This window comes from Priestia sp. 179-F W1.4 NHS, from assembly GCF_045369295.1.
Lineage (GTDB): Bacteria > Bacillota > Bacilli > Bacillales > Bacillaceae_H > Priestia > Priestia zanthoxyli.
In genome coordinates this window covers 1-20,769 of the sequence record NZ_JBIQFF010000001.1, presented here as the reverse complement: position 1 = coordinate 20,769, position 20,769 = coordinate 1, and the positions used below count along the sequence as shown (strand labels likewise).

General features: G+C 38.5%; 14 protein-coding genes, 1 tRNA gene and 1 riboswitch. Of the genes, 2 read left to right on the top strand and 13 right to left on the bottom strand.

What is annotated here, in order from left to right; genetic code table 11:
* Position 1: 1 nt before the first annotated feature.
* The 7 genes from ACH0CI_RS00075 to ACH0CI_RS00045 form a co-directional block, all read right to left on the bottom strand.
* Positions 2-2,245: a ribonucleoside-diphosphate reductase subunit alpha gene (locus tag ACH0CI_RS00075; RefSeq protein ID WP_028411864.1), complete on the bottom strand. Its 2,244-nt coding sequence runs from the start codon at positions 2,243-2,245 to the stop codon at positions 2-4.
* Between the two features lie 133 nt (positions 2,246-2,378).
* Positions 2,379-2,564: riboswitch (cobalamin riboswitch) on the bottom strand.
* 278 nt (positions 2,565-2,842) lie between these two features.
* Positions 2,843-3,946 carry an o-succinylbenzoate synthase gene (gene menC, locus ACH0CI_RS00070; protein ID WP_406900740.1) on the bottom strand — a complete coding sequence of 368 codons (1,104 nt, stop codon included), beginning with the start codon at positions 3,944-3,946 and terminating at the stop codon, positions 2,843-2,845.
* A gap of 3 nt (positions 3,947-3,949) precedes the next feature.
* Complete coding sequence (locus ACH0CI_RS00065) at positions 3,950-5,413, bottom strand: o-succinylbenzoate--CoA ligase (protein ID WP_335707169.1); 1,464 nt, start codon at positions 5,411-5,413, stop codon at positions 3,950-3,952.
* A gap of 82 nt (positions 5,414-5,495) precedes the next feature.
* The gene (menB, locus tag ACH0CI_RS00060) at positions 5,496-6,314 is read right to left on the bottom strand and encodes a 1,4-dihydroxy-2-naphthoyl-CoA synthase (protein ID WP_013085280.1); all 819 of its coding nucleotides are present in this window, start codon (positions 6,312-6,314) and stop codon (positions 5,496-5,498) included.
* Between the two features lie 16 nt (positions 6,315-6,330).
* Positions 6,331-7,140: a 2-succinyl-6-hydroxy-2,4-cyclohexadiene-1-carboxylate synthase gene (menH, locus tag ACH0CI_RS00055; protein ID WP_406900738.1), complete on the bottom strand. Its 810-nt coding sequence runs from the start codon at positions 7,138-7,140 to the stop codon at positions 6,331-6,333.
* A gap of 3 nt (positions 7,141-7,143) precedes the next feature.
* Positions 7,144-8,898, bottom strand: a complete 1,755-nt coding sequence (gene menD / locus ACH0CI_RS00050; protein ID WP_033579580.1) for a 2-succinyl-5-enolpyruvyl-6-hydroxy-3-cyclohexene-1-carboxylic-acid synthase — start codon at positions 8,896-8,898, stop codon at positions 7,144-7,146.
* Positions 8,885-10,306, bottom strand: coding sequence for an isochorismate synthase (locus tag ACH0CI_RS00045; protein WP_047749710.1), 1,422 nt, complete (start codon positions 10,304-10,306; stop codon positions 8,885-8,887). Before ACH0CI_RS00045 ends, menD begins: the two co-directional genes overlap by 14 nt.
* 353 nt (positions 10,307-10,659) lie before the next feature.
* Between ACH0CI_RS00045 and ACH0CI_RS00040 the strand changes: the two genes are divergently transcribed.
* Positions 10,660-11,412 (top strand): TraR/DksA C4-type zinc finger protein, encoded by a 753-nt coding sequence (locus ACH0CI_RS00040; protein WP_406900736.1) that lies wholly within the window; start codon positions 10,660-10,662, stop codon positions 11,410-11,412.
* 94 nt (positions 11,413-11,506) lie between these two features.
* A complete protein-coding gene (locus ACH0CI_RS00035) occupies positions 11,507-12,304 on the top strand; it encodes a TIGR00266 family protein (protein ID WP_013059569.1) in 798 nt (265 codons plus the stop codon).
* Between the two features lie 38 nt (positions 12,305-12,342).
* Here ACH0CI_RS00035 and ACH0CI_RS00030 read toward each other — a convergent pair whose 3' ends face one another.
* The 6 genes from ACH0CI_RS00030 to ACH0CI_RS00005 form a co-directional block, all read right to left on the bottom strand.
* Positions 12,343-14,754, bottom strand: a complete 2,412-nt coding sequence (locus ACH0CI_RS00030; protein ID WP_028411871.1) for a glycogen/starch/alpha-glucan phosphorylase — start codon at positions 14,752-14,754, stop codon at positions 12,343-12,345.
* A gap of 13 nt (positions 14,755-14,767) precedes the next feature.
* Positions 14,768-16,198 carry a glycogen synthase GlgA gene (glgA, locus tag ACH0CI_RS00025; protein WP_033579578.1) on the bottom strand — a complete coding sequence of 477 codons (1,431 nt, stop codon included), beginning with the start codon at positions 16,196-16,198 and terminating at the stop codon, positions 14,768-14,770.
* Positions 16,195-17,220 (bottom strand): glucose-1-phosphate adenylyltransferase family protein, encoded by a 1,026-nt coding sequence (locus ACH0CI_RS00020; RefSeq protein WP_257042256.1) that lies wholly within the window; start codon positions 17,218-17,220, stop codon positions 16,195-16,197. The genes glgA and ACH0CI_RS00020 overlap by 4 nt, the downstream gene beginning before the upstream one ends.
* 22 nt (positions 17,221-17,242) lie before the next feature.
* A complete protein-coding gene (locus ACH0CI_RS00015; protein ID WP_016765788.1) occupies positions 17,243-18,394 on the bottom strand; it encodes a glucose-1-phosphate adenylyltransferase in 1,152 nt (383 codons plus the stop codon).
* Complete coding sequence (glgB, locus tag ACH0CI_RS00010; protein ID WP_033579577.1) at positions 18,345-20,306, bottom strand: 1,4-alpha-glucan branching protein GlgB; 1,962 nt, start codon at positions 20,304-20,306, stop codon at positions 18,345-18,347. The genes ACH0CI_RS00015 and glgB overlap by 50 nt, the downstream gene beginning before the upstream one ends.
* A gap of 294 nt (positions 20,307-20,600) precedes the next feature.
* Positions 20,601-20,672: transfer RNA gene (locus ACH0CI_RS00005), tRNA-Glu, on the bottom strand.
* Positions 20,673-20,769 lie beyond the last annotated feature (97 nt).

The window sequence follows — 20,769 nt, the reverse complement described above, 5'->3', positions numbered from 1 at the left end:
TTTAACTATGACAGCTTTCACATTCTTCAATGACTTCACTTGATGTTGAACGTACGTAATAGGTCGTTTTTAATTTTTCTTTCCATGCCGTCATATGAAGATCCAGCAGCTCTTTTGCTCGGATATCATTTTGTACATATAAATTGAATGAAATAGATTGATCAATATGACGCTGGCGCTTGGCGTTTTGCTTAATGCTCCAGTGCTGATCAATTAAATAAACGGACTTATAATACCAGTTTGTTGCTGGCGATAAATCTGGTGCCGTCACTGGGATTTTATAGTTTTTCTTTTCCTCTGAATAAAACTTACGGAAAATCGGATCAATACTTGCCGTAGAACCCGCGATAATAGATGTTGATGAATTAGGTGCTACAGCCATTAAATATCCATTTCTTATCCCATTGCTTTGAACTTCGCTACGCAGTTCACTCCACGCTTCGCTCGTGTATTCACGTGTTTCAAAATAAGCGCCTGACTCAAAATCTGAGCCTTTAAATAATGGATATGCGCCTTTTTCTTTAGCTAAGTTCATGCTTGCCTGCACGGTTAAGTAAGAAATTTGTTCATACAATTCATCGCAATATGCTACCGCTTCATCTGTCTCCCATGCTATTTTCTTTAAGGCAAGCAAATGGTTCCAGCCAAATGTGCCAAGCCCTACTGCGCGGTACTTTTGATTCGTTAGCTTTGCTTGAAGTACCGGCAAATCATTTAACTCAATAACATTATCAAGCATGCGTACTTGAATTGGAATTAAACGTTCAAGTACATCTTCAGTTACGGCTCTCGCTAAGTTAATAGAAGAAAGATTACATACAACAAAATCGCCCGGATTCTTTGTAATAATAATTTTTCCGTCTTCCGTAATTTCCTCTGTTACGACCGTTGTACTTTGGTTTTGCGTGATTTCTGTACATAAGTTACTGCAGTAAATCATGCCCGCGTGTCGGTTTTGATTAGCTCGGTTAACCGTATCACGATAGAACATATAAGGAGTTCCGGTTTCAAGCTGCGAAAGCATAATGCGCTTGAAGATCTCAATAGCAGGCACTGTTTCTCTTGAAAGCTGTTCATTGTTTACACACTCAGCGTAACGAGTGCGGAACGAACCGCTGCCTTCTTCTTCATCATAAAAATCTTCTAACGAGTAGCCCATCAGCGTACGAACTTCGTGAGGATCGAATAAGTGCCAGTCTTCACGTGCTTCTACTTTTTCCATAAACAAATCTGGCAAACATACGCCAGTGAATAAATCATGCGTGCGCTGGCGTTCATCACCATTGTTCAAACGCGCGTCTAAGAATGAAAAAATGTCTTTATGCCAAACGTCTAAATATACGGCAATAGCTCCTTGTCGTTGACCTAGCTGATCGACACTTACAGCCGTATTATTTAGCTGTTTCATCCATGGAATTGTTCCTGATGATACGCCTTTAAAACCTTTTATATCACTTCCTCGGCTTCTAATATGACCGAGGTAGACACCAATTCCGCCTCCATTTTTACTAAGCGTGGCCAAATCTGTATTGCTATCATAAATACCGCGTAAGCTGTCATCAATCGTATCAATAAAGCAGCTAGATAGCTGTCCGTAGCTCTTTCCTGCGTTTGAGAGTGTTGGTGTGGCAACCGTCATATATAGACTAGAAAGCGCCCAGTACGCTTCTTTTACTAATGCTGTTCGATTTTCTTTCTTTTCTTGAGACATCAGCGTCATAGCAATGATAAGAAAACGTTCTTGCGGTAATTCGTATACACGCTTATCATGTGATGTCGCTAAATAGCGATCTGCTAATGTCAGCAATCCAATGTATGTAAATAAACGATCGCGTTCAGGAATAATGACTGAAGCAATTTCATTAATTTCTTCTTCTGTATATGTTTTTAATAGCTGTTTATTATAAATGCCGATTTTTGTTAGTTCTTGAATAAGCTGATAAAACGAACCGTACTTCTCTTTTTTATCATAACCTCGGTTGTCCGCTGCTTTTCGATATAGTTCGTTTAAGTAGACGTCTGCCGCCACGTACGTCCAATCTGGTTCTTCCATTGAAATACGCTCTAGGGCTGCCAAAATTAGTACGTTTGCAACCTTTTCGTCCGTCATATTTTCCTTTACTGTAACAGTTTGAATAACCTTTTCCTCATACAAAGAAAAATCAAGCTGCGTAAATTCTTTTTTTAAACGTTCAATATATGCAGTTAATTCATGTAGAATTGTAGGCTTTAATGTATTCACCATAAATATGGCTCCTCTCTTCACTTCAAAATAAAAAATCGCTCACCGTACCTCGGTGAGCGAATAGAACGAAGATAGAAGAAGACACTAAGTCTTTTCTCAATCCTCGCTCTACCCTCTCACCTCCCGAAGAAGATAAAACGACATAAAAAAGGCAGGTCTCCTGACTTATGCTTCTTTTTACTTTAAGGCCTTCCCATGATGTTTACTCACAGTGGATCTCCTTATTTCATCAGCATTCACAGTTGCGGGGACAGCTTTGGATTTTCACCAAATTCCCTTTTAAGTCTTTTTATCAGACACCTTTTTCACTGGAAAACACAAAATATAGTATTTTATTATTGTTTAACAAACAACATATTGTGTTATGTTATAAACACATTATATAGGACAACTTAGAAAACTATCAACCTATTTTCAAAAATAATTTTGTTTTTTACGATAAAATCCTTCGACTTTTTTCATCAAACTACTCCATCATAACATGTTTTGACACGCTTGATGGAACAATGTGCTCTTTTTAAAAAATTTGTCCTATTTTTCTACTAAACATTGCCAACATCAATAAAAAAACCGTTTTTCATAAAAAACGGTTTTTAATTATTTGTATTCTTTTTCAAATGCTGTGATTGTTTTGATAAACTTTTTATCAATATCGTATCCGATCCCCGGTTTTTCCTTCACCTTTATTACTCCGGCTTCTACCTCTACTTCGGGCTTAATAATATCTTTTTCCCAATAGCGAGACGACGCAGAAATGTCACCTGGTATCGTGAAAGAAGGCAGTGTGGCAAGGGCGATGTTATGAGCTCGTGAAATCCCGGCTTCTAACATTCCGCCAACCCAAAGCCTTACACCGTGTAGGGAGCATAAATCATGAATTTTTTTTGCTACAGACATTCCGCCAACTCGACCGATTTTCACATTGATAATCTTGCAGCTTTTTTGTTCGATTGCATGACGTGCATCTTCATAGCTCACAATGCTTTCATCTAAGCAAATCGGCGTCTTCATTTGCTTTTGTAATAATCGATGATCAAGGATATCATCCGAACTTAACGGCTGTTCGATCATCATTAAATTCAATTCATCTAGTTTTTTCAATGAATCACTATCGCTTAACGTATAGGCTGAATTGGCATCAGCCATAAGAGGAATGCTTGGAAATTCATCTCGAATTTGTTTCAGTAGCTCATAGTCAGCGCCTGGCTTAATTTTCACTTTAAAGCGCTTATAACCATCTTTCATATAAGTCTTTATTTGTTCTTTCATGATGGAAATATCGTTTAAGCCAACTACCACTCCAGCTTCTACAGCAGGCCTTACTCCGCCAATTACTTCAGCTAAGGGCTTATTTTGGCGCTTTGCATACAAATCCCATACAGCACAGTCCAAAGCTGCTTTAGCCATGTTGTTCCGCTTTAGAGGTTTGAATAACTTTTGAACATCCTCTGGTTTTTGAAGCTGCTGGTGAAGAAGCGAAGGAATTAAAAAATCGTCTAACATATGAAAACATGTCTGAATCGTTTCTTCCGTATACCAAGGAGATGAAAAAGCAACGACTTCTCCCCATCCTGTAAATCCTTTTTCATCTTCTACTTCAAGCAAAATCAATTCTCGATCCTGGACCGTACCATAGCTTGTTGAAAAAGGAGAAAGAAGCTTCATGTCAATTTTATAAAGATGTACTTTTTTGATAATCATCGATTAAATTCCTTTCTGTATGAACGATGATAGCTTCCGGCGTATGATTTTATTAGAGGCCGTTCGCGGCAGCTCCTCTACTCGAACGAAATACTTTGGAAGTTTGTACTTTGCTAAAAATTGTTGAATGTGTAAAGATAACTCTTCATCTGAAACGTCTTCGTTTATAACAATGCATGCTGCAGGAACTTGTCCCCATTTTCCATCGGCTACTCCCGTTACACCGGCCTCTTTAACAGCGGGATGCTTCAACAAAACATTTTCAATTTCAGCTGGATATACATTTTCTCCACCTGAAATAATAAGGTCCGAACGTCTGTCTAATACATATAGAAAACCTTCTTCATCCACTTTCCCGATATCTCCTGTATAGAACCAGCCTTGTTGAAGGGCTTTTTTAGTAGCTTCAGGTTTATTTAAATATCCTTTTGTAACATTTGGACCTTTAACAATGATTTCTCCTGCTTCACGTGTTTCATTTCCATTCTCATCTACAATTTTCATTGCACACGGAAATAATGGTTTACCTGCTGATCCCAGTTTTCGCAAACTATCTTCAGGTGAAAGCGTAACGAACTGTGAAGATGTTTCTGTCATTCCATACGTTTGATAAACAGGAATTTCTTTATTCACACAAGCCTCTAAAATAGTAAGCGGTGCGGGTCCTCCTCCTAAAAGCATACAGCGAAATGTATTTGGGTATTTACGTTCAGCTAATTCATCCAGCATATTCGATAGCATGGAAGTGACAACCGAAATAATTGTTACTCCTTTGTTTTCAATGGCTTCATTCACCGCTCTTGCTTTAAATCGTTCTTCTAAAATGATTTTCATTCCGTAAAAGACGCTCCGCATTAAAATGGATAATCCGCTAATATGAAACAAAGGAACCGCTATAAGCCAGCAGTCTTTTTCATTTAATCCTAAATTAAGAGCTGAACCAATGGAACTCCACCAGTGATTTCCATATGTCTGCAGCACTCCTTTTGGATTACCTGTTGTTCCAGACGTATACATAATGGTGAACGTCTCCTCGAGATTCCACGTTTTCTGAAAATACGTTTCTGTTTCTGGAGAACTTTTTAAAGAAGATAAAGGAAGCTGAGTAATGGAACTTTGGAACTCTCTCGTTAAAAATGCTTCATCCGTAATAAGCAACGACACGTTTGCATCTGTTAGCTGATAATTGATTTCTTCATTTGTCAAACGCGTATTGACGAGCAGCACCCGAGCGCCAATATAAGAAACCGCATGTAAAATCTCAATAAACTCCACGCTGTTTTTCATGCATAAAGCAATGGTATCACCTTGCTTTACACCGTTAAACGAAAGCTGCTGCGCTACTTTTTGAACACGCTTATGAAGCTCTTGAAAAGTAAGCGACGTTTGCAGTGTTTCTACCGCCACTCGGTTTGGCGTCAAATATGCTCTTTGCATAAGCCCATTAGGAATCGTTTGGCCACTCATAAATTTCTCTCCTTTTTATACTAATTAACTAAATCAAATTGAAAAAACAGCCTGATGATAATCACCAAGCTGTTTCAGCTGTTTAAGGGAAACGTGGGAACTGTTGGAAGTCTGGATTGCGTTTTTCCTTAAATGCATCGCGACCTTCTTTTGCCTCGTCCGTTGTGTAATAAAGAAGCGTTGCGTCACCCGCAAATTGCTGGATACCAGCTAAGCCGTCCGTATCAGCATTAAATGCTGCTTTTAAGAAACGAAGAGCGGTTGGACTTTTTTCTAACATCTCTTCACACCATTGAATTGTTTCAGCTTCAAGCTGCTCTAATGGAACGACCGTGTTTACTAATCCCATGTCTAGTGCTTCTTGAGCGTTGTACTGACGGCATAAGAACCAGATCTCACGTGCTTTCTTATGGCCTACGATGCGAGCTAAGTAACCAGAGCCATATCCTGCATCGAAGCTTCCAACTTTAGGACCTGTTTGTCCAAAGACTGCGTTATCCGCTGCAATTGTTAAGTCACATACAACGTGAAGAACGTGGCCTCCACCAATTGCATAGCCTGATACCATTGCAACAACCGGCTTTGGAATTACGCGAATTAAACGCTGTAAATCTAGAACGTTTAGACGTGGAATTTCATCTTCTCCTACATAGCCGCCGTGACCGCGAACTCTTTGGTCTCCGCCTGAGCAAAATGCTTTATCCCCAGCACCTGCTAATACAATTACTCCAACGCTTGCATCGTCACGAGCATAAGCAAATGCATCGATCAATTCCATTACTGTTTTTGGACGGAATGCATTGTGCACTTCCGGACGGTTAATCGTAATTTTAGCGATTCCGTTATATGTTTCGTATAAAATGTCTTCATATTGACGTACTGATGTCCATTCAACTGTCATCTTTATTTCCTCCTAATTATGTAGTAGCTAAGAACTCACTTACTATTCTACCAAAAATCTCGGGTTGTTCCACGTGAATTGCATGGCCTGTCCCTAAAATAATTTTAGAAGTAGCATTTGGTATTAATGTTTGCATTTCTTTGGAAATTAAACAAAACTTTTGATCTACTTCTCCTGTAATAAGCAAAACCGGCATCAACAGATCGTCCAGCTTCTCCCAAAGGGACGGCTGGACTCCTGTTCCCATTCCTTTCAAACTGTTGGAAAGGCCGATTTCTGTATGCGAAAGTCTTTCTTGACGCACCGCTTCTTGAACATAGCTAGGCAATTGCTTTTGAGAACGAAAAAGAGGGATTTCCTCCCAAAAGTTCACAAATTCTTCAATTCCATTTTTCACAATACGGCTCGCCATCTGCTCATCTTTTTCTTTTCTTAGCTTTTGTTCTTCTCGCGTTTTTAAACCAGGCGATGCGCTTTCTAATACCAACTTTTTCACAAGGTGTGGATATCGCTGAGCAAATGAGAGAGCAAGCCTTCCTCCCATCGAATATCCAATTACATTCACCTGTGATAGAGATAGCTGTTGAAGCAGCTCATGCAGTGCTTCAACAACTGCTTCCATTGAATATGGTTTGATTTCTTTCGGAGCTGCTGATTGGCCATGACCAATAATATCAACAGCAATCACTTGATAGTCTTTAACGAATTTCTTCATAAAGGTACTCCAGGTTTGAGAAGAACCGGTAAAGCCGTGAAGAAGCAGCAGCGGCTCTCCTTTTCCCTCGGTGTGCACATAGTAAGATACACCATTTAATTGATACATCATTGCTTATTCCTCACCGTTTGACAAATTTATTTCCTCGGAAACAAGTTTCCACAAACTGCGATGAGTCTCTACATTTTCTGTACGAGTTGTGCGAATCTCTACAACATGTAACCCGCCTTTTGTGAAAGCATGGTTCATTGCATGTCGAAATTCTTCCCAGCTGCTTGCTGAAGAAAATGTGCCATCATACAGACGAGTGGCATGCTCAAAATTCAATCCAGTTGGCGTACCGAATAAAAATTCAAAGTGCTTTTCTTGTTTTGACTGCGGTAAAAATGAAAAAATTCCTCCGCCGTCATTGTTAACTAGCACAACGGTTAAATTTAAATTATGCATCTTAGCTGCCAGCAGACCATTTAAATCGTGATAAAAAGATAGGTCACCAATAAATAAAACGGTGTGATCGTAAGCCGTGCTTACGCCTAGAGCAGACGAAACCACACCATCAATTCCATTTGCTCCTCGGTTTACAAAAAGTGGAATATCTTTCTCCGTATTTAAGAAGAAAGAATCAATATCTCGAACAGGCATTGAATTTCCAACAAACAAAGCCGTGCCTTCAGGTACTACATCCACAATTTCTTGAACTACTTGTCCTTCGAACCATTCCTGGCCAGAAGTTAATGTTTTGAGAGCCTGTGCAGTTTGAGCATTAATCTTTTTCCATAGACTCAGCCATGAAGTAGACTCCTCTTGATTCGCTGAAAGGCGCTTGATCAGTTCTTCACAAAATAATGTTTCATTGGCTTCAATCATCACTGTTGAACGCAAAGTAGGATCTCTCCAGCCTTTACCTTGGTCAACTACAAACATTTCTTTCGGCTCGTGTGCTTTTAAAAATTGCAATAGCGGTTTCGATACCGGCATCGCGCCAAAACGAATGACAACTTCGGGGTAAAAACGCTCATCAACCTTATCACTTTTTAAAAATGTATCATATGTCTCTATTACATTTTCTTTTGAATGCTTGCCGCTTCTTAATTGTGATAACGGATCTGCGAGCACCGGAAAGCTTAAAGCGTCAGCTAAACGGCATACGCTGTCTACTGCTTTTAAAGACATTTGATCTCCGCATATAATAAGTCCTTTTGTTGTTCCCTCTAGGCGCTTCGCAATTTCTTCGAATCCTTTTTCAGATAGAGATGCTTCTCCATGAATAGCAGCCACATATGATTTACCGCGTTTCCCCTGACTCCATAAATCTTCAATAGACAAATCTGGTACAATCGGTTCACGTAAAGGTACGTTAATGTGTACAGGACCGCTCGGTATAGCTTGAGCTGTATGAACAGCCCTTGAAGCTACTGTTCGAATATAACGATTCATATCTGCACTTTCTTCTGGTAAAGCTGTATCTACAAACCACTTCGCATACTGACCGAAAAGATGATTCTGATTAATCGCCTGCGGGGCACCTATATCCCTTAACTCGTGCGGCCGATCGGCTGTGATAACGACTAAAGGAATGCGTGAGTAGTGAGCTTCAATTACTGCAGGATAATAATTCGCTGCAGCTGTTCCAGATGTACATACAAGCGCCACTGGTTTTTTCTTTGCTTTTGCTATTCCTAGAGCAAAAAAGCCGGCAGAACGTTCATCAATGTTTAAGTGCACATGAATATCAGGGTGCTCAGCCATAAGCATCGCAATAGGCGTTGAACGTGACCCTGGACTGACCACTACTTCTTCAACATTTGCTTCTACTAATTCATCCACGAATGACGCAATATACGTTGTTAATGATTTAATGTGTTCCACGCATAATCCCTCCTAAAGCTGAAAGCATCGGGTTGAATTTAATTTTTGTTTCTTCATATTCACTTTCAGGCGTAGAATCTGCTACAATTCCACAGCCCGCAAATAAAACAGCTTCTTTTTGCTGAATAACAGCCGAGCGGATTCCTACTATAAATTCACCGTTTCCATTGATATCCATCCATCCTAAAGGAGCTGCGTACCACCCTCGGTCAAAGGATTCTAGCTTTCGAATAATAGGCAAGGCCTCCTGTTGAGGATATCCTCCTAACGCTGGTGTTGGATGGAGCTTTTGAATAAATGAAAATAGCGTCACATCTTCCTTTATACGCCCTTTCACAGGTGTATACAAATGTTGAATATGCTTTGTTTTATATAAACTTGGCTTACTTGGAATTTCTACTTCATAACAATAAGAATTCATCGCTTCTTTAATCATATGAACAACAACATCGTGCTCAATTAAGTTCTTAGGATCCTGAAGCAATTCCTCACCTAGTTCGTGATCTTCCTGCCTTGTCTTTCCTCTTGGAATCGAACCCGCTAAACAAGTGGAAAACACGTAATCTCCTTGCTTTTGTACTAGTCTTTCTGGGGAAGCGCCGATAAAATGCTGATGCTCTCCCTCTAAAATATATGTGTAGCTAGTTGGCTGTTCCTTTAACAGACGCTGAAGCACGTATTCAGTAGAAATATCTTCATTAAATTTTACTTTTAATTGGCGAGCAAGAACCACTTTCTCTATAACCTGTTGCTTAATTAAAGTAGTAGCTCTTTCAATATTTCCTTTAAATTTCTCTACCCCAATTTCTTCTTTTTCCAACAGCAAAGGTGAAATATGAGATTCCCCGTCGTACTCTTCACAAAGAACAAGTTTTTGGACCTCTTCGAAATAATTGATGTGCTCTTTTACAGAATCTTGTCCTTTAACCATCATATTAACGGTAAGATATCCTTCTTTATTTACCTGGGTATATAACACAGTTGGAATCATAAATTTTGAACTCGGGAAATCACTCCAATAGTTTTCTCGATACTGATTTGGGTCAAATGAAAATCCTCCAAATAAAAGAGGACCTGTCCCATCAGGGGAAATTTGGTTATTTTTATAAAAGTCTTCTTTTATAAAGCGCTTCCATTCATTTTCAATGTGGAAATAACGTTCTTTTGCCGCATTGGTGCAAATAGTATGCGCATATCCTAATCCAACAAATGTATAATAACTGTTGGGATCTTTCCAAAAAAAGCGTTCTTTATAAAACTGGTCATGTCCGTTCGCATAAAAAATAAGGGGGTCAATAGGTCTTACTTTTTTCACTAAACTGACCAATTTTGGCTGATTTTCATTTTTTGCACACTCAATCGCATCTTTAATGTATTCTTGTACTAACTGTTCGGTCGTTGCAATCACACTACGTCCCCCCGTTCATCTTTTTTTCTTAAGTCTGTAACTAACTTATTATAAACTTTCAGTTCAAAAAAATCTAGCATTGCGATTCATGAGCAAAAATTAATTTCGCTTGTCTAAATTACGCCTTTTCAGTAAACCAATAAAAAAATCTTTATGATCTATTTAGTACTCTTTAGCCCTCAAGAACGTTATTTTTATCATACCCTTTTCTATAACCTTTACCTTTCTTTAATTTTCCACTCCATTTCTCTCTTAGCTTCATGAATACCCCAAATCCTCCTAATATGAATCGTGTTTTTTTGAATTTTTAACACATACTACAAAAGCACACTAAATTTTTAAGGGGGAGCTTCATGACACTTTCAAAACAAGAAATCAGTCAGTTAAAACAAAATTTACAGCAGCAGCAGGCTGATATTCAATCGCACTTTGATCAAAATGATCATTTTGGTCTAACTCGAAGCGACGCTCACGATGCTGTAGGAGAACTTTCAAGCTACGATAACCACCCTGGTGACACAGCCACAGAAACATACGAGCGTGAAAAAGACCTTGCACTAAATGAACATGCAAAACAAGAGCTACATGAAATAGAAGAAGCACTGCAGGCAATCGCTCACAGCACGTATGGAACATGCAAAGTATGTGGAGCAGATATCTCGTTTGAAAGACTTCAGGCTGTACCAACTACTTTATACTGTAAAGAACATAGCCCATCACAGGATATTCCAAAGCACAGACCTGTAGAAGAAAATGTTCTCCATCACCCATTTGGTCAATACGACTATGACGATACCGAGACGACAGGATACGACGCAGAAGATTCTTGGCAAGACGTTGCGCGTTACGGGACGTCTGAATCTCCTTCTGATTTTATAGAAGATACGTCTAACTATAGTGAAACCTATATTGAGGCGGATGAAGCTATCGGGTACGTTGAAGATTATGAAAACTTTGCCGCTACCGATTTATATGGACAGCCTCTTGCTATTTACCCTTCAAAAGAGCATGAGCGATATGAAAATGCACTGGATGAAGAAGGTACGATGACCATATTTGGAGATTTACCGGCCTATGAGAAAGATCCATACACTGAAAAGGAGTAGTTCTTCATACTACTCTTTTTTCTATTTTTAGTAGGAGCTATGGGAGATGACATCGAATGAATAGGAGATTAGAATTAATAATGAGGTGAAAATAATGAATGCACATGAAATTGATTATAAATTGTATGGAGATGACATGCAGTTTGTTGAAATTGAATTAGATCCTTCAGAAAGTGTGATAGCAGAAGCTGGAGGAATGATGATGATGGAAGATGATATTGAGATGGAAACCATTTTTGGTGACGGTTCTTCCTCCAACAGCAGCGGACTTTTTAATAAACTAAAAGGTGCTGGGAAACGCGTATTAACTGGTGAAAGTTTATTTATGACGGTATATACAAATAACGGATATCACAAGCGAAAAGTATCTTTCGCTTCACCTTTTCCAGGTAAAATTATTCCTGTCGATTTAGAGCAGCTCGATCATAAAATTATTTGTCAAAAAAGCTCCTTTTTATGCGCTGCCAAAGGCGTATCCGTTGGTATTGACTTTCAAAAAAAACTAGGAACTGGCTTCTTTGGCGGTGAAGGTTTTATTATGCAAAAATTAGAAGGCAATGGCCTCGCATTTTTGCATGCAGGCGGCACCATTCATAAGAGACAGCTGCAGCCGGGTGAACGCCTTCGTGTGGATACTGGCTGTTTAGTGGCCATGACCCGTGATGTAAATTACAACATCGAATATGTAGGAAAAATTAAAACAGCTCTGTTTGGAGGAGAAGGCATGTTTTTTGCTACTCTGTCAGGACCGGGAACAGTTTGGATTCAATCTCTTCCTTTTAGTCGACTAGCCGATCGCGTTTTATCAAGTGCAGTTTCACCAACGGGAGGTAAAGGTGAAGGCAGTATCCTTGGTTCTTTAGGTGATTTCTTAAACGGTGACAACAGATAAAATAAAAAAGGTGTAGTCGTTGACTACACCTTTTTTATTTATTGATTTAATAAATTTTTAGTGGAATGAATTCCCCAAATATCAGATGCATATTCCTCAATCGTTCGGTCACTAGAAAAAAAGCCGGAATGTGCAATGTTCGTCGCACTCATTTGAAGCCATTTATTTTCATTTCCATAAGCTTCGTTTACTTTTTGCTGTGCCGTAACGTATGAGTCAAAGTCACGGAGTACGTAGTATTCATCATTTTGCATTAATAATGAATCATATATAGGCTCGAATAAGTCATATGTGTCAGGTAAGAAGCCGTTTGTGAGCTGCTCGAGCACTTGTCGAATCCGCTTATCATGATGGTAATAATCATAGGCACGGTATCCTCCATTTTGCTGATAGCTCAATACTTCTTCGGCTTTCAACCCAAAAATAAAGACATTATCTTTTCCTACTGCCTCGCTAATTTCGACGTTCGCTCCGTCCATCGTACCAAGAGTTAACGCTCCATTCATCATGAATTTCATATTTCCCGTTCCCGAAGCTTCTTTGCTGGCGGTTGAAATCTGTTCGCTGACATCCGCTGCAGGAAAGATATACTCAGCAAGTGACACTCGATAGTTTTCTAAGAAAACGACTTTTAAAAACGGTGATGTTTGTGGATCATGATTGACAACATCAGCTACAGAATTAATTAGCTTGATGACTTTTTTTGCATAATAATAGCCGGGAGAAGCTTTCGCACCAAAAATAAATGTACGAGGCACGATTTGAAAATTAGGGTCTTCTTTTAATCGATTGTACAAATACATAATGTGCAGTACATTTAAAAGCTGTCTTTTATAAGCATGAAGCCTTTTAACCTGTACATCAAAAATAGAATGTGAATCTATTTTAATTCCCGTTTGCTCTTGAATAATATCGGCAAGCAGCTTTTTACGCTGTTGTTTTACTGTTTTTAGTCCTTGTAAAAAGCTTGGATCTTCCACATACTCTTGGAGCTTTATAAGAGAATGCGGCTGTTTAATCCATTTATCTCCTATCACCTCGGTAATAAGAGAGGAAAGCTGCGGGTTAGCTTTTAACAACCAGCGCCGATGGGTAATTCCATTCGTTTTATTGTTAAATTTAGCAGGATAAAACTGATAAAAATCTTTCATTTCTCGTTCTTTTAAAATATCAGTATGAATCTTTGCCACGCCGTTTACTTTATAACTTCCTACAATTGCTAAATGAGCCATCTTTACTAGCCCGTGCGCTAAAATAGCCATATTTTCAATCCGCTGCCAGTCTCCTGGATATGCTTCCCATAATTCTTTACAAAAGCGCTCATTAATTTCTTCAATAATCATATACACGCGTGGAAGCAAGGGTTGAAATAAATCAATCGGCCATTTCTCAAGGGCTTCAGAAAGAGTCGTATGGTTTGTGTATGAAATGGTATTGGACGTAATATGCCATGCATCTTCCCATTCCATTTTTTCTTCATCCAGTAAAATTCTCATTAGCTCAGGAATCGCAAGTACAGGATGCGTATCGTTAATATGAATGGCTACTTTTTCGTGAAAGTTTGTAAGTGTTTGATAGGTATTTCGATGTGCTCTGATAATACTTTGTAAGCTAGCTGACACAAGAAAATATTGCTGTTTCAACCTTAATATTTTACCATCTTCATGTGTATCATCCGGATATAAAAATTCTGATACAGCCTCTGTTTGACGCTTATACTCCATCACATCTTTATGTACTGGAAATGATGAAGGCTCCGCATTCCAAAGGCGAAGTGTATTCACTGTATCTGTTTTATACCCGATAACCGGGATGTCATAAGGAACAGCAGAGACGGGTTCTCCTTTTACATGACGAAAAGAGAATGTTCCGTCTTCCTGCACCATTTCAACTTCGCCCCAAAAGTTCACTTCGATTGCTTGATCTAACTTGCGTACTTCCCATGAATTCCCATGCCTTAACCATTGTTCTGGGAGCTCAATTTGAAAGCCATTTACAATCTTTTGATCAAACAAACCGTGTTTATAGCGAATCCCATAACCGTGACCAGGAAGATTAAGTGAAGCAAGAGAATCTAAAAAACAAGCAGCAAGCCTACCTAATCCCCCGTTTCCTAATCCTGCGTCTACTTCGATTTCCTCAATATTTTCAAGTGAAATATTCAGATCACTTAATCCTTCTTTTACAACTTCCCGAATTCCTAAGTTCAACAGATTTTGACCCAACAGTCTGCCTAACAAAAATTCGATAGAAAGATAATACACTTGCTTTGTATGTGAAGACCTGTGAATTTCATTGGTTGAAATCCAATCGCTGCTAATATACTCTCGCACCATATTTCCTAATGTATGATAGTGATCTTGAACAGTAGATTCTTTAAAGCTCTTTCCATATGTCATTTCCAGCTTTTTTAAAAAAGCCTCTTGAAAGCTTTTTTTATCAGAGAACAATCTGCTCACCCTTTCACGATGGAGTAGATGTCAAATTTGAATACAATTGATTATATTTAAATGCCGATTGCCCCCAGCTATAATCCTGACTCATAGCATCCATCATTAATTTTTTCCATACATCTTTCTGGTGATAAAATGAAACAGCTCTTTCTAACGTATGAAGCATGTCATGAGCATTATAATTCTTAAAAGAGAAGCCATTTCCCTCTCCACTATATTCATTATAAGCTTTAACCGTGTCATTCAGGCCGCCCGTTTCACGCACGACTGGAATGGTTCCATACTTTAAGGCTATTAATTGTCCGAGTCCGCAAGGCTCAAAACGGGAAGGCATTAAAAATAAATCCGTACCGGCATAAACTTTATGAGCAAGTTCCTCATTAAAACCAATAATGGCTTTTACTTGTTGCGGGTACGTATCTTCCATCTCACGGAAAAACTGCTCAAACTCGTGTTCGCCAGTTCCTAAAATAACAATTTGGGCTCCTAAGTTAACCGTCTCATGGAAAACGTGCTTAACTAAATCCAATCCCTTCTGCTGGGTTAACCTTGTAACCATCGAAATAATTGGAACATCCTTATTTTCTTCTAATTCAAGATAGCGCTGGAGCTCTTTTTTATTTTTATATTTCCCTTCAATCTCTTCTACCGAATAAGGATAAGATATAAGCTGATCTGCGTCTGGGCTATAAGCTTCTTCATCGATTCCATTTACAATCCCAATTAAATCTTGATTTCGCTGACGCAATAATCCATCTAAACTTTCTCCGTAATAGGGCATTTGAATTTCATCTCGATATGTAGGACTTACCGTGGTAATTTTATCAGCTGATACAAGAGCCGCTTTCATAAAATTAATATTCCCATAAAACTCGAGCTGGCTTGTAGTAAAATAATAATCATTTAAATTTAATAACTCATATAAATTGCTTTTAGGGAAAATTCCTTGGAATTGCAAGTTATGAATCGTAAAGACCGTCTGGATATGATCATACATATCATAATTAGCACGAAGTAAAAATGGAATCATAGCCGTATGCCAATCGTGACAATGAATAATATCAGGCTCATTCTCTAAAAATGGGATAGCTTCAAGCACAGCTCTGCTGAAGAAAGCAAATCGTTCAGCGTCATCGTAGTGCCCATATAAGCTATCTCTTTTAAAATAATATTCATTATCAATGAAAATATATTTAACGCCATCCATCGTTAACGATTCAATCCCGCAGTACTGTCTTCTCCACCCAACCTGCACATGAATAACTTTCTCAAGCACCATTTCATCTTGATAATGTTGAGGAATGGTTCCGTACTTTGGCATGACTACACATACGTTCGTTCCTAACTTTTTTAATTCTTTAGGCAGGGCACCTGCTACGTCTGCTAATCCTCCTGTTTTAATAAAAGGTACACATTCTGATACAGCAAATAATACATTCACGACTTCATCAACGCTCCTTGAGTTGTTCCTTTAGCAATGACTCTAGGTAGACCTGACTCACCTAGCAACGTTTCATTACTTCCTATTTTCACATCTTTGTCTAAAACAACATTTTCTAATACACTATTTTCTAAAATAACGCCTTTTTGCATCACAATGCTATTCTTAACGACAGTACCTTTTCCAATTTTAACGCCTCGGAAGATAATACTATTTTCCACATGTCCTTCAATCACGCACCCGTTTGCGATCATTGAGTTTTTCACAACCGCTTTTTTTGCGTAACGAGTAGGCGGTTCATCTTTTACTTTAGTGAAAACAGGACGTTCGTTGATAAATAACTGCTTCCAAACATCTGGAGATAAAATTTCCATACTTGTTTTATAGTAGGCATCTAAGCTAGAAATCTCAGCCGTATATCCATGGTGCTCGTACTTTTCTACACGATGAGATTGTGCCATATATCGAACCATTTCTTTAATCGTATAAAAATCATGCGATTCATTTTGCAAAATATTAACTAGAATAGATTTATTAATAATATACATATTAAGCGATTTATCATCCTGCTTCATTTCAGTAATATCTGCATTTGAAGCAATATGACGCTGCAGCACGTGCTCAAAGTCAACTGTACATATCGTATAACTATTAGCAATTAATACGTATTCCTGCTTACTTCTTAAGAAATAATCAATATGATAACGGAACTGCGTGAATAGTGATGGACTCTCTAAGTGTAAATCACTTGTCATAGGAGGGAAGATAAACAATCCATCTCGCTTCCGATCCAAATCCCATTCTTTTCCTGAACCTATATGATCCATCAATGCGCGATAGCGATCACGAGGAAAAATGGCAACGCTCGAAATTCCAGAGTTCACCATATTAGAAAGCGTAAAATCGATTAATCGATAGCGCCCTGCAAAAGGAATGGCAGCAATCGATCTATAAAAGGTTAAAGGCTGCAGCGCTGTTGTGTTTGTACAAGCATCAATAATACCAAGCATTTGATTATTCAATGTCGTTCATCCTCTCTGTTCGTTAAATGCATTTAGCAACTGATTCAATCAATTCTTGAGTAACAAGAATTACTTCTTCGCTTCCTTTGGTCGGTCGAATGATAGTACCGTCTGGAACTTCAATGTCCGATGGAACAATTGCGTTTTCAATATATACGTTAGAGCCTATCTTTGCAGTAGGCATGACAACCGTTTTCTTAACTTCAGAGCCTGAACCGATTTGTACACCTGGAAATAACACGGACTGCTCTACGTTTCCTTCGACAACGCACCCTTCATTTACTAATGACTCCACCACGCAGGCGTTTGGCGCAATATATTGAGGAGGCTGATTAGGGTTAACAGAGTATACTTTCCATGAAGAGTCAAATAAATTAAGCTCGTCTTTATCACATAACAAATCCATATTCGCTTCCCATAAGCTTTTTACAGTTCCTACATCTTTCCAATAACCTTGGAATGGATATGCAATTAGCTTTTTCTTTTCATCTAGTAAAAGCGGAATAACATCTTTACCAAAATCATGGCTTGAGTATGGATTGCGTGCATCCATTTCTAAATATTCTTTTAAAATACTCCATTTAAAAATATAAATCCCCATGGACGCTAGATTATTTTTAGGACGCTGTGGCTTTTCATCGAACTCCATTACATCTAGGTCACTATTTGTATTTAAAATACCAAAACGGCTCGCTTCTTCCCAAGGTACTTCAATAACAGAAATCGTTACATCTGCTTCTTTGTTTATATGATAATCAAGCATATTTTCATAGTTCATTTTATAAATGTGATCACCTGATAGAATCAGTACGTACTCAGGATCATATTGTGTCAAATAGTTTAAGTTTTCATAAATAGCGCTAGCCGTGCCTTTATACCACTTTACTCCATCTGACTCCGCGTATGGAGGCAATACTGTGACGCCACCATTCCGTCGGTCCAAATCCCAAGCGCTTCCAATTCCAATGTATGAATTGAGAACTAGCGGTTGATATTGTGTTAATACACCCACTGTTTCAATACCTGAATTTGTACAATTACTTAAAGCAAAATCAATAATTCGATACTTACCACCAAATGGTACAGCTGGCTTTGCTAGATTTTTTGTAAGCGAACTTAGCCGACTACCTTTTCCTCCTGCCAATAACATCGCTACGCATTTCTTTTTTAACATGTTGTTTTCTCTCCCCTCGTTTTCTCTTTGCTCGTAGTATACTAATGCCAAACGGCGGAATATTCATTTCAATGCAAAAAGGTTGACCGTGAAACGATTCATCCACTGATTTTAATGCCTTTTTATTTACAATGCCTGAACCGCCGTACACTTCGTCATCACTGTTAATAACTTCAATGTACTCTGTCTCAACTGGAACTCCAACTTTGTAAGAATGATATGGATGCTCAGAAAAATTGCTAACAACTATAAAAATCTCCTGATTTTCTTTCGACTTGCGAATAAAGGAGAAAATTTGTTGATGATGATTGTTAACATCAATCCATTCAAATCCATCTGGATTATGGTCTAATTCATATAAAGGCTTGCTTCTTTTATAAATCTTGATGAGATCCTTCATATATCCGTTAAGATTGCGATGCATGTCAAAGTCATAAAGCATCCAGTCTAACTCTTCTAAATCTTTCCACTCATCAAATTGGCCAAACTCTCCGCCCATAAATAAAAGCTTTTTTCCAGGGTGTGCAAAGAAATATCCATATAGCAGTCGAAGCTGTGCAAACTTGCGCCAGTAATCACCTGGCATCTTATTAAGCAATGATTTTTTCCCATGTACGACTTCATCATGAGAAAGCGGCAAAATAAAGTTTTCGTTAAACGCATACATTAGTGAAAAGGTCATTTTATCGTGAAGATAGGGACGTCTTTCCACTCCAGCTTCCATGTACGTTAAAACGTCATTCATCCATCCCATGTTCCACTTATAATTAAAGCCTAAACCGCCCTCATACGTAGGTGCTGTAACAAGGGGCCAATCCGTTGAATCTTCTGCCATCATTAATATCGTTTCATCAGATTTAAAAACAGCTTCATTCAATTTTTTTAAGAAGCTGACAGCTCCATCATTTACTGCTTTTCCAGAAGAATTTTGCCAATAAAGCATATTAGCTACAGCATCTACTCGAAATCCATCTATGTGGAAGTACTCCAACCAAAACAAAGCGTTCGAAATGAGAAAACTTTGTACTTCAGGCTTGCCTAAATCGAAATTAGCTGTTCCCCAAACATAGTTTTCACGGTCGGGTTCTTTTTTGTATTCATAAGTAGGTTCTCCATCGAACATATACAGACCATGTTCATCCTTACAAAAATGCCCGGGTACCCAGTCTAAAAGAACGCCTATATTATTTTGATGACACTCATCTATAAAGTTCATCAACTCTTTAGGTGTACCGTATCGACTGGTAGCAGAATAGTATCCAGTTCCTTGATATCCCCAGGATCGGTCGAGCGGATGCTCAATGACTGGTAATAACTCAATATGTGTAAAACCTTGTTCAGCAATATAAGGAATAAGCTCCTGTGCTAATTCACTGTATGTATAAAGGCTGCCATCTTCATGAGTCCTCCAAGACCCTGCATGCAGCTCGTAAATACACAGTGGTCTTTCATATATATTTTGCTGTTTTTTCTTTCTACGCCAATATTGGTCGTTCCATTTGTACCCATCCAATGAGTAAACAATAGACGCAGTGTTTGGACGAACTTCACTGAAGAAAGCGTATGGATCTGCTTTTAATTTTTTTTGATTGCTTTGTGTGATGATTTCATATTTATAAATAGTCCCTTGTTCTAATTCAGGGATAAATGTCATCCAAATACCTTCTTCATTAACTTTAACCATTGAATGTTGAAAACCGTTCCATTTATTAAAATCACCTACAACGCTTACACCCTTTGCATGAGGTGCCCACACGCAAAATCGTACGCCTTCAATTCCTTCTACCGTTACCTGATGCGCACCGAAAATAGAGTAACTGCGAAATAAGTTTCCTTCGTGATACAAATGAACATCAAATTCAGTAGGCTGAACCGCTAGATTCACTTTTGCCACCCCTTTAACTTCAAACATAATATACGCACATAATATACGCTTCTTACCACTCATTCCCTTTTATAGTAAAAACATAAACCTTTTCTACAAATATAATAGAATAAATGTTCTTTAAAATTACTCTTTATTCCATACTCTTCATACTTTATTACTTTATGAATAATTCCATATGATATAGGGAAAATCCTGCTTAAAACTTACTTTTTATTCTGAAAATTCATGGTAATTATTCCTAACTATTATTCCTGTTTACTTAATCTTTAAAAAAGCGCAAATAAAAAAAGGTTTGCATATATGCAAACCTTTTTAAGATGACCCGTACGGGATTCGAACCCGTGTTACCGCCGTGAAAGGGCGGTGTCTTAACCGCTTGACCAACGGGCCATATTTAAATTTAAAACGACTGGCGGAGAAGGAGGGATTTGAACCCTCGCGCCGCTTACACGACCTACACCCTTAGCAGGGGCGCCTCTTCAGCCAC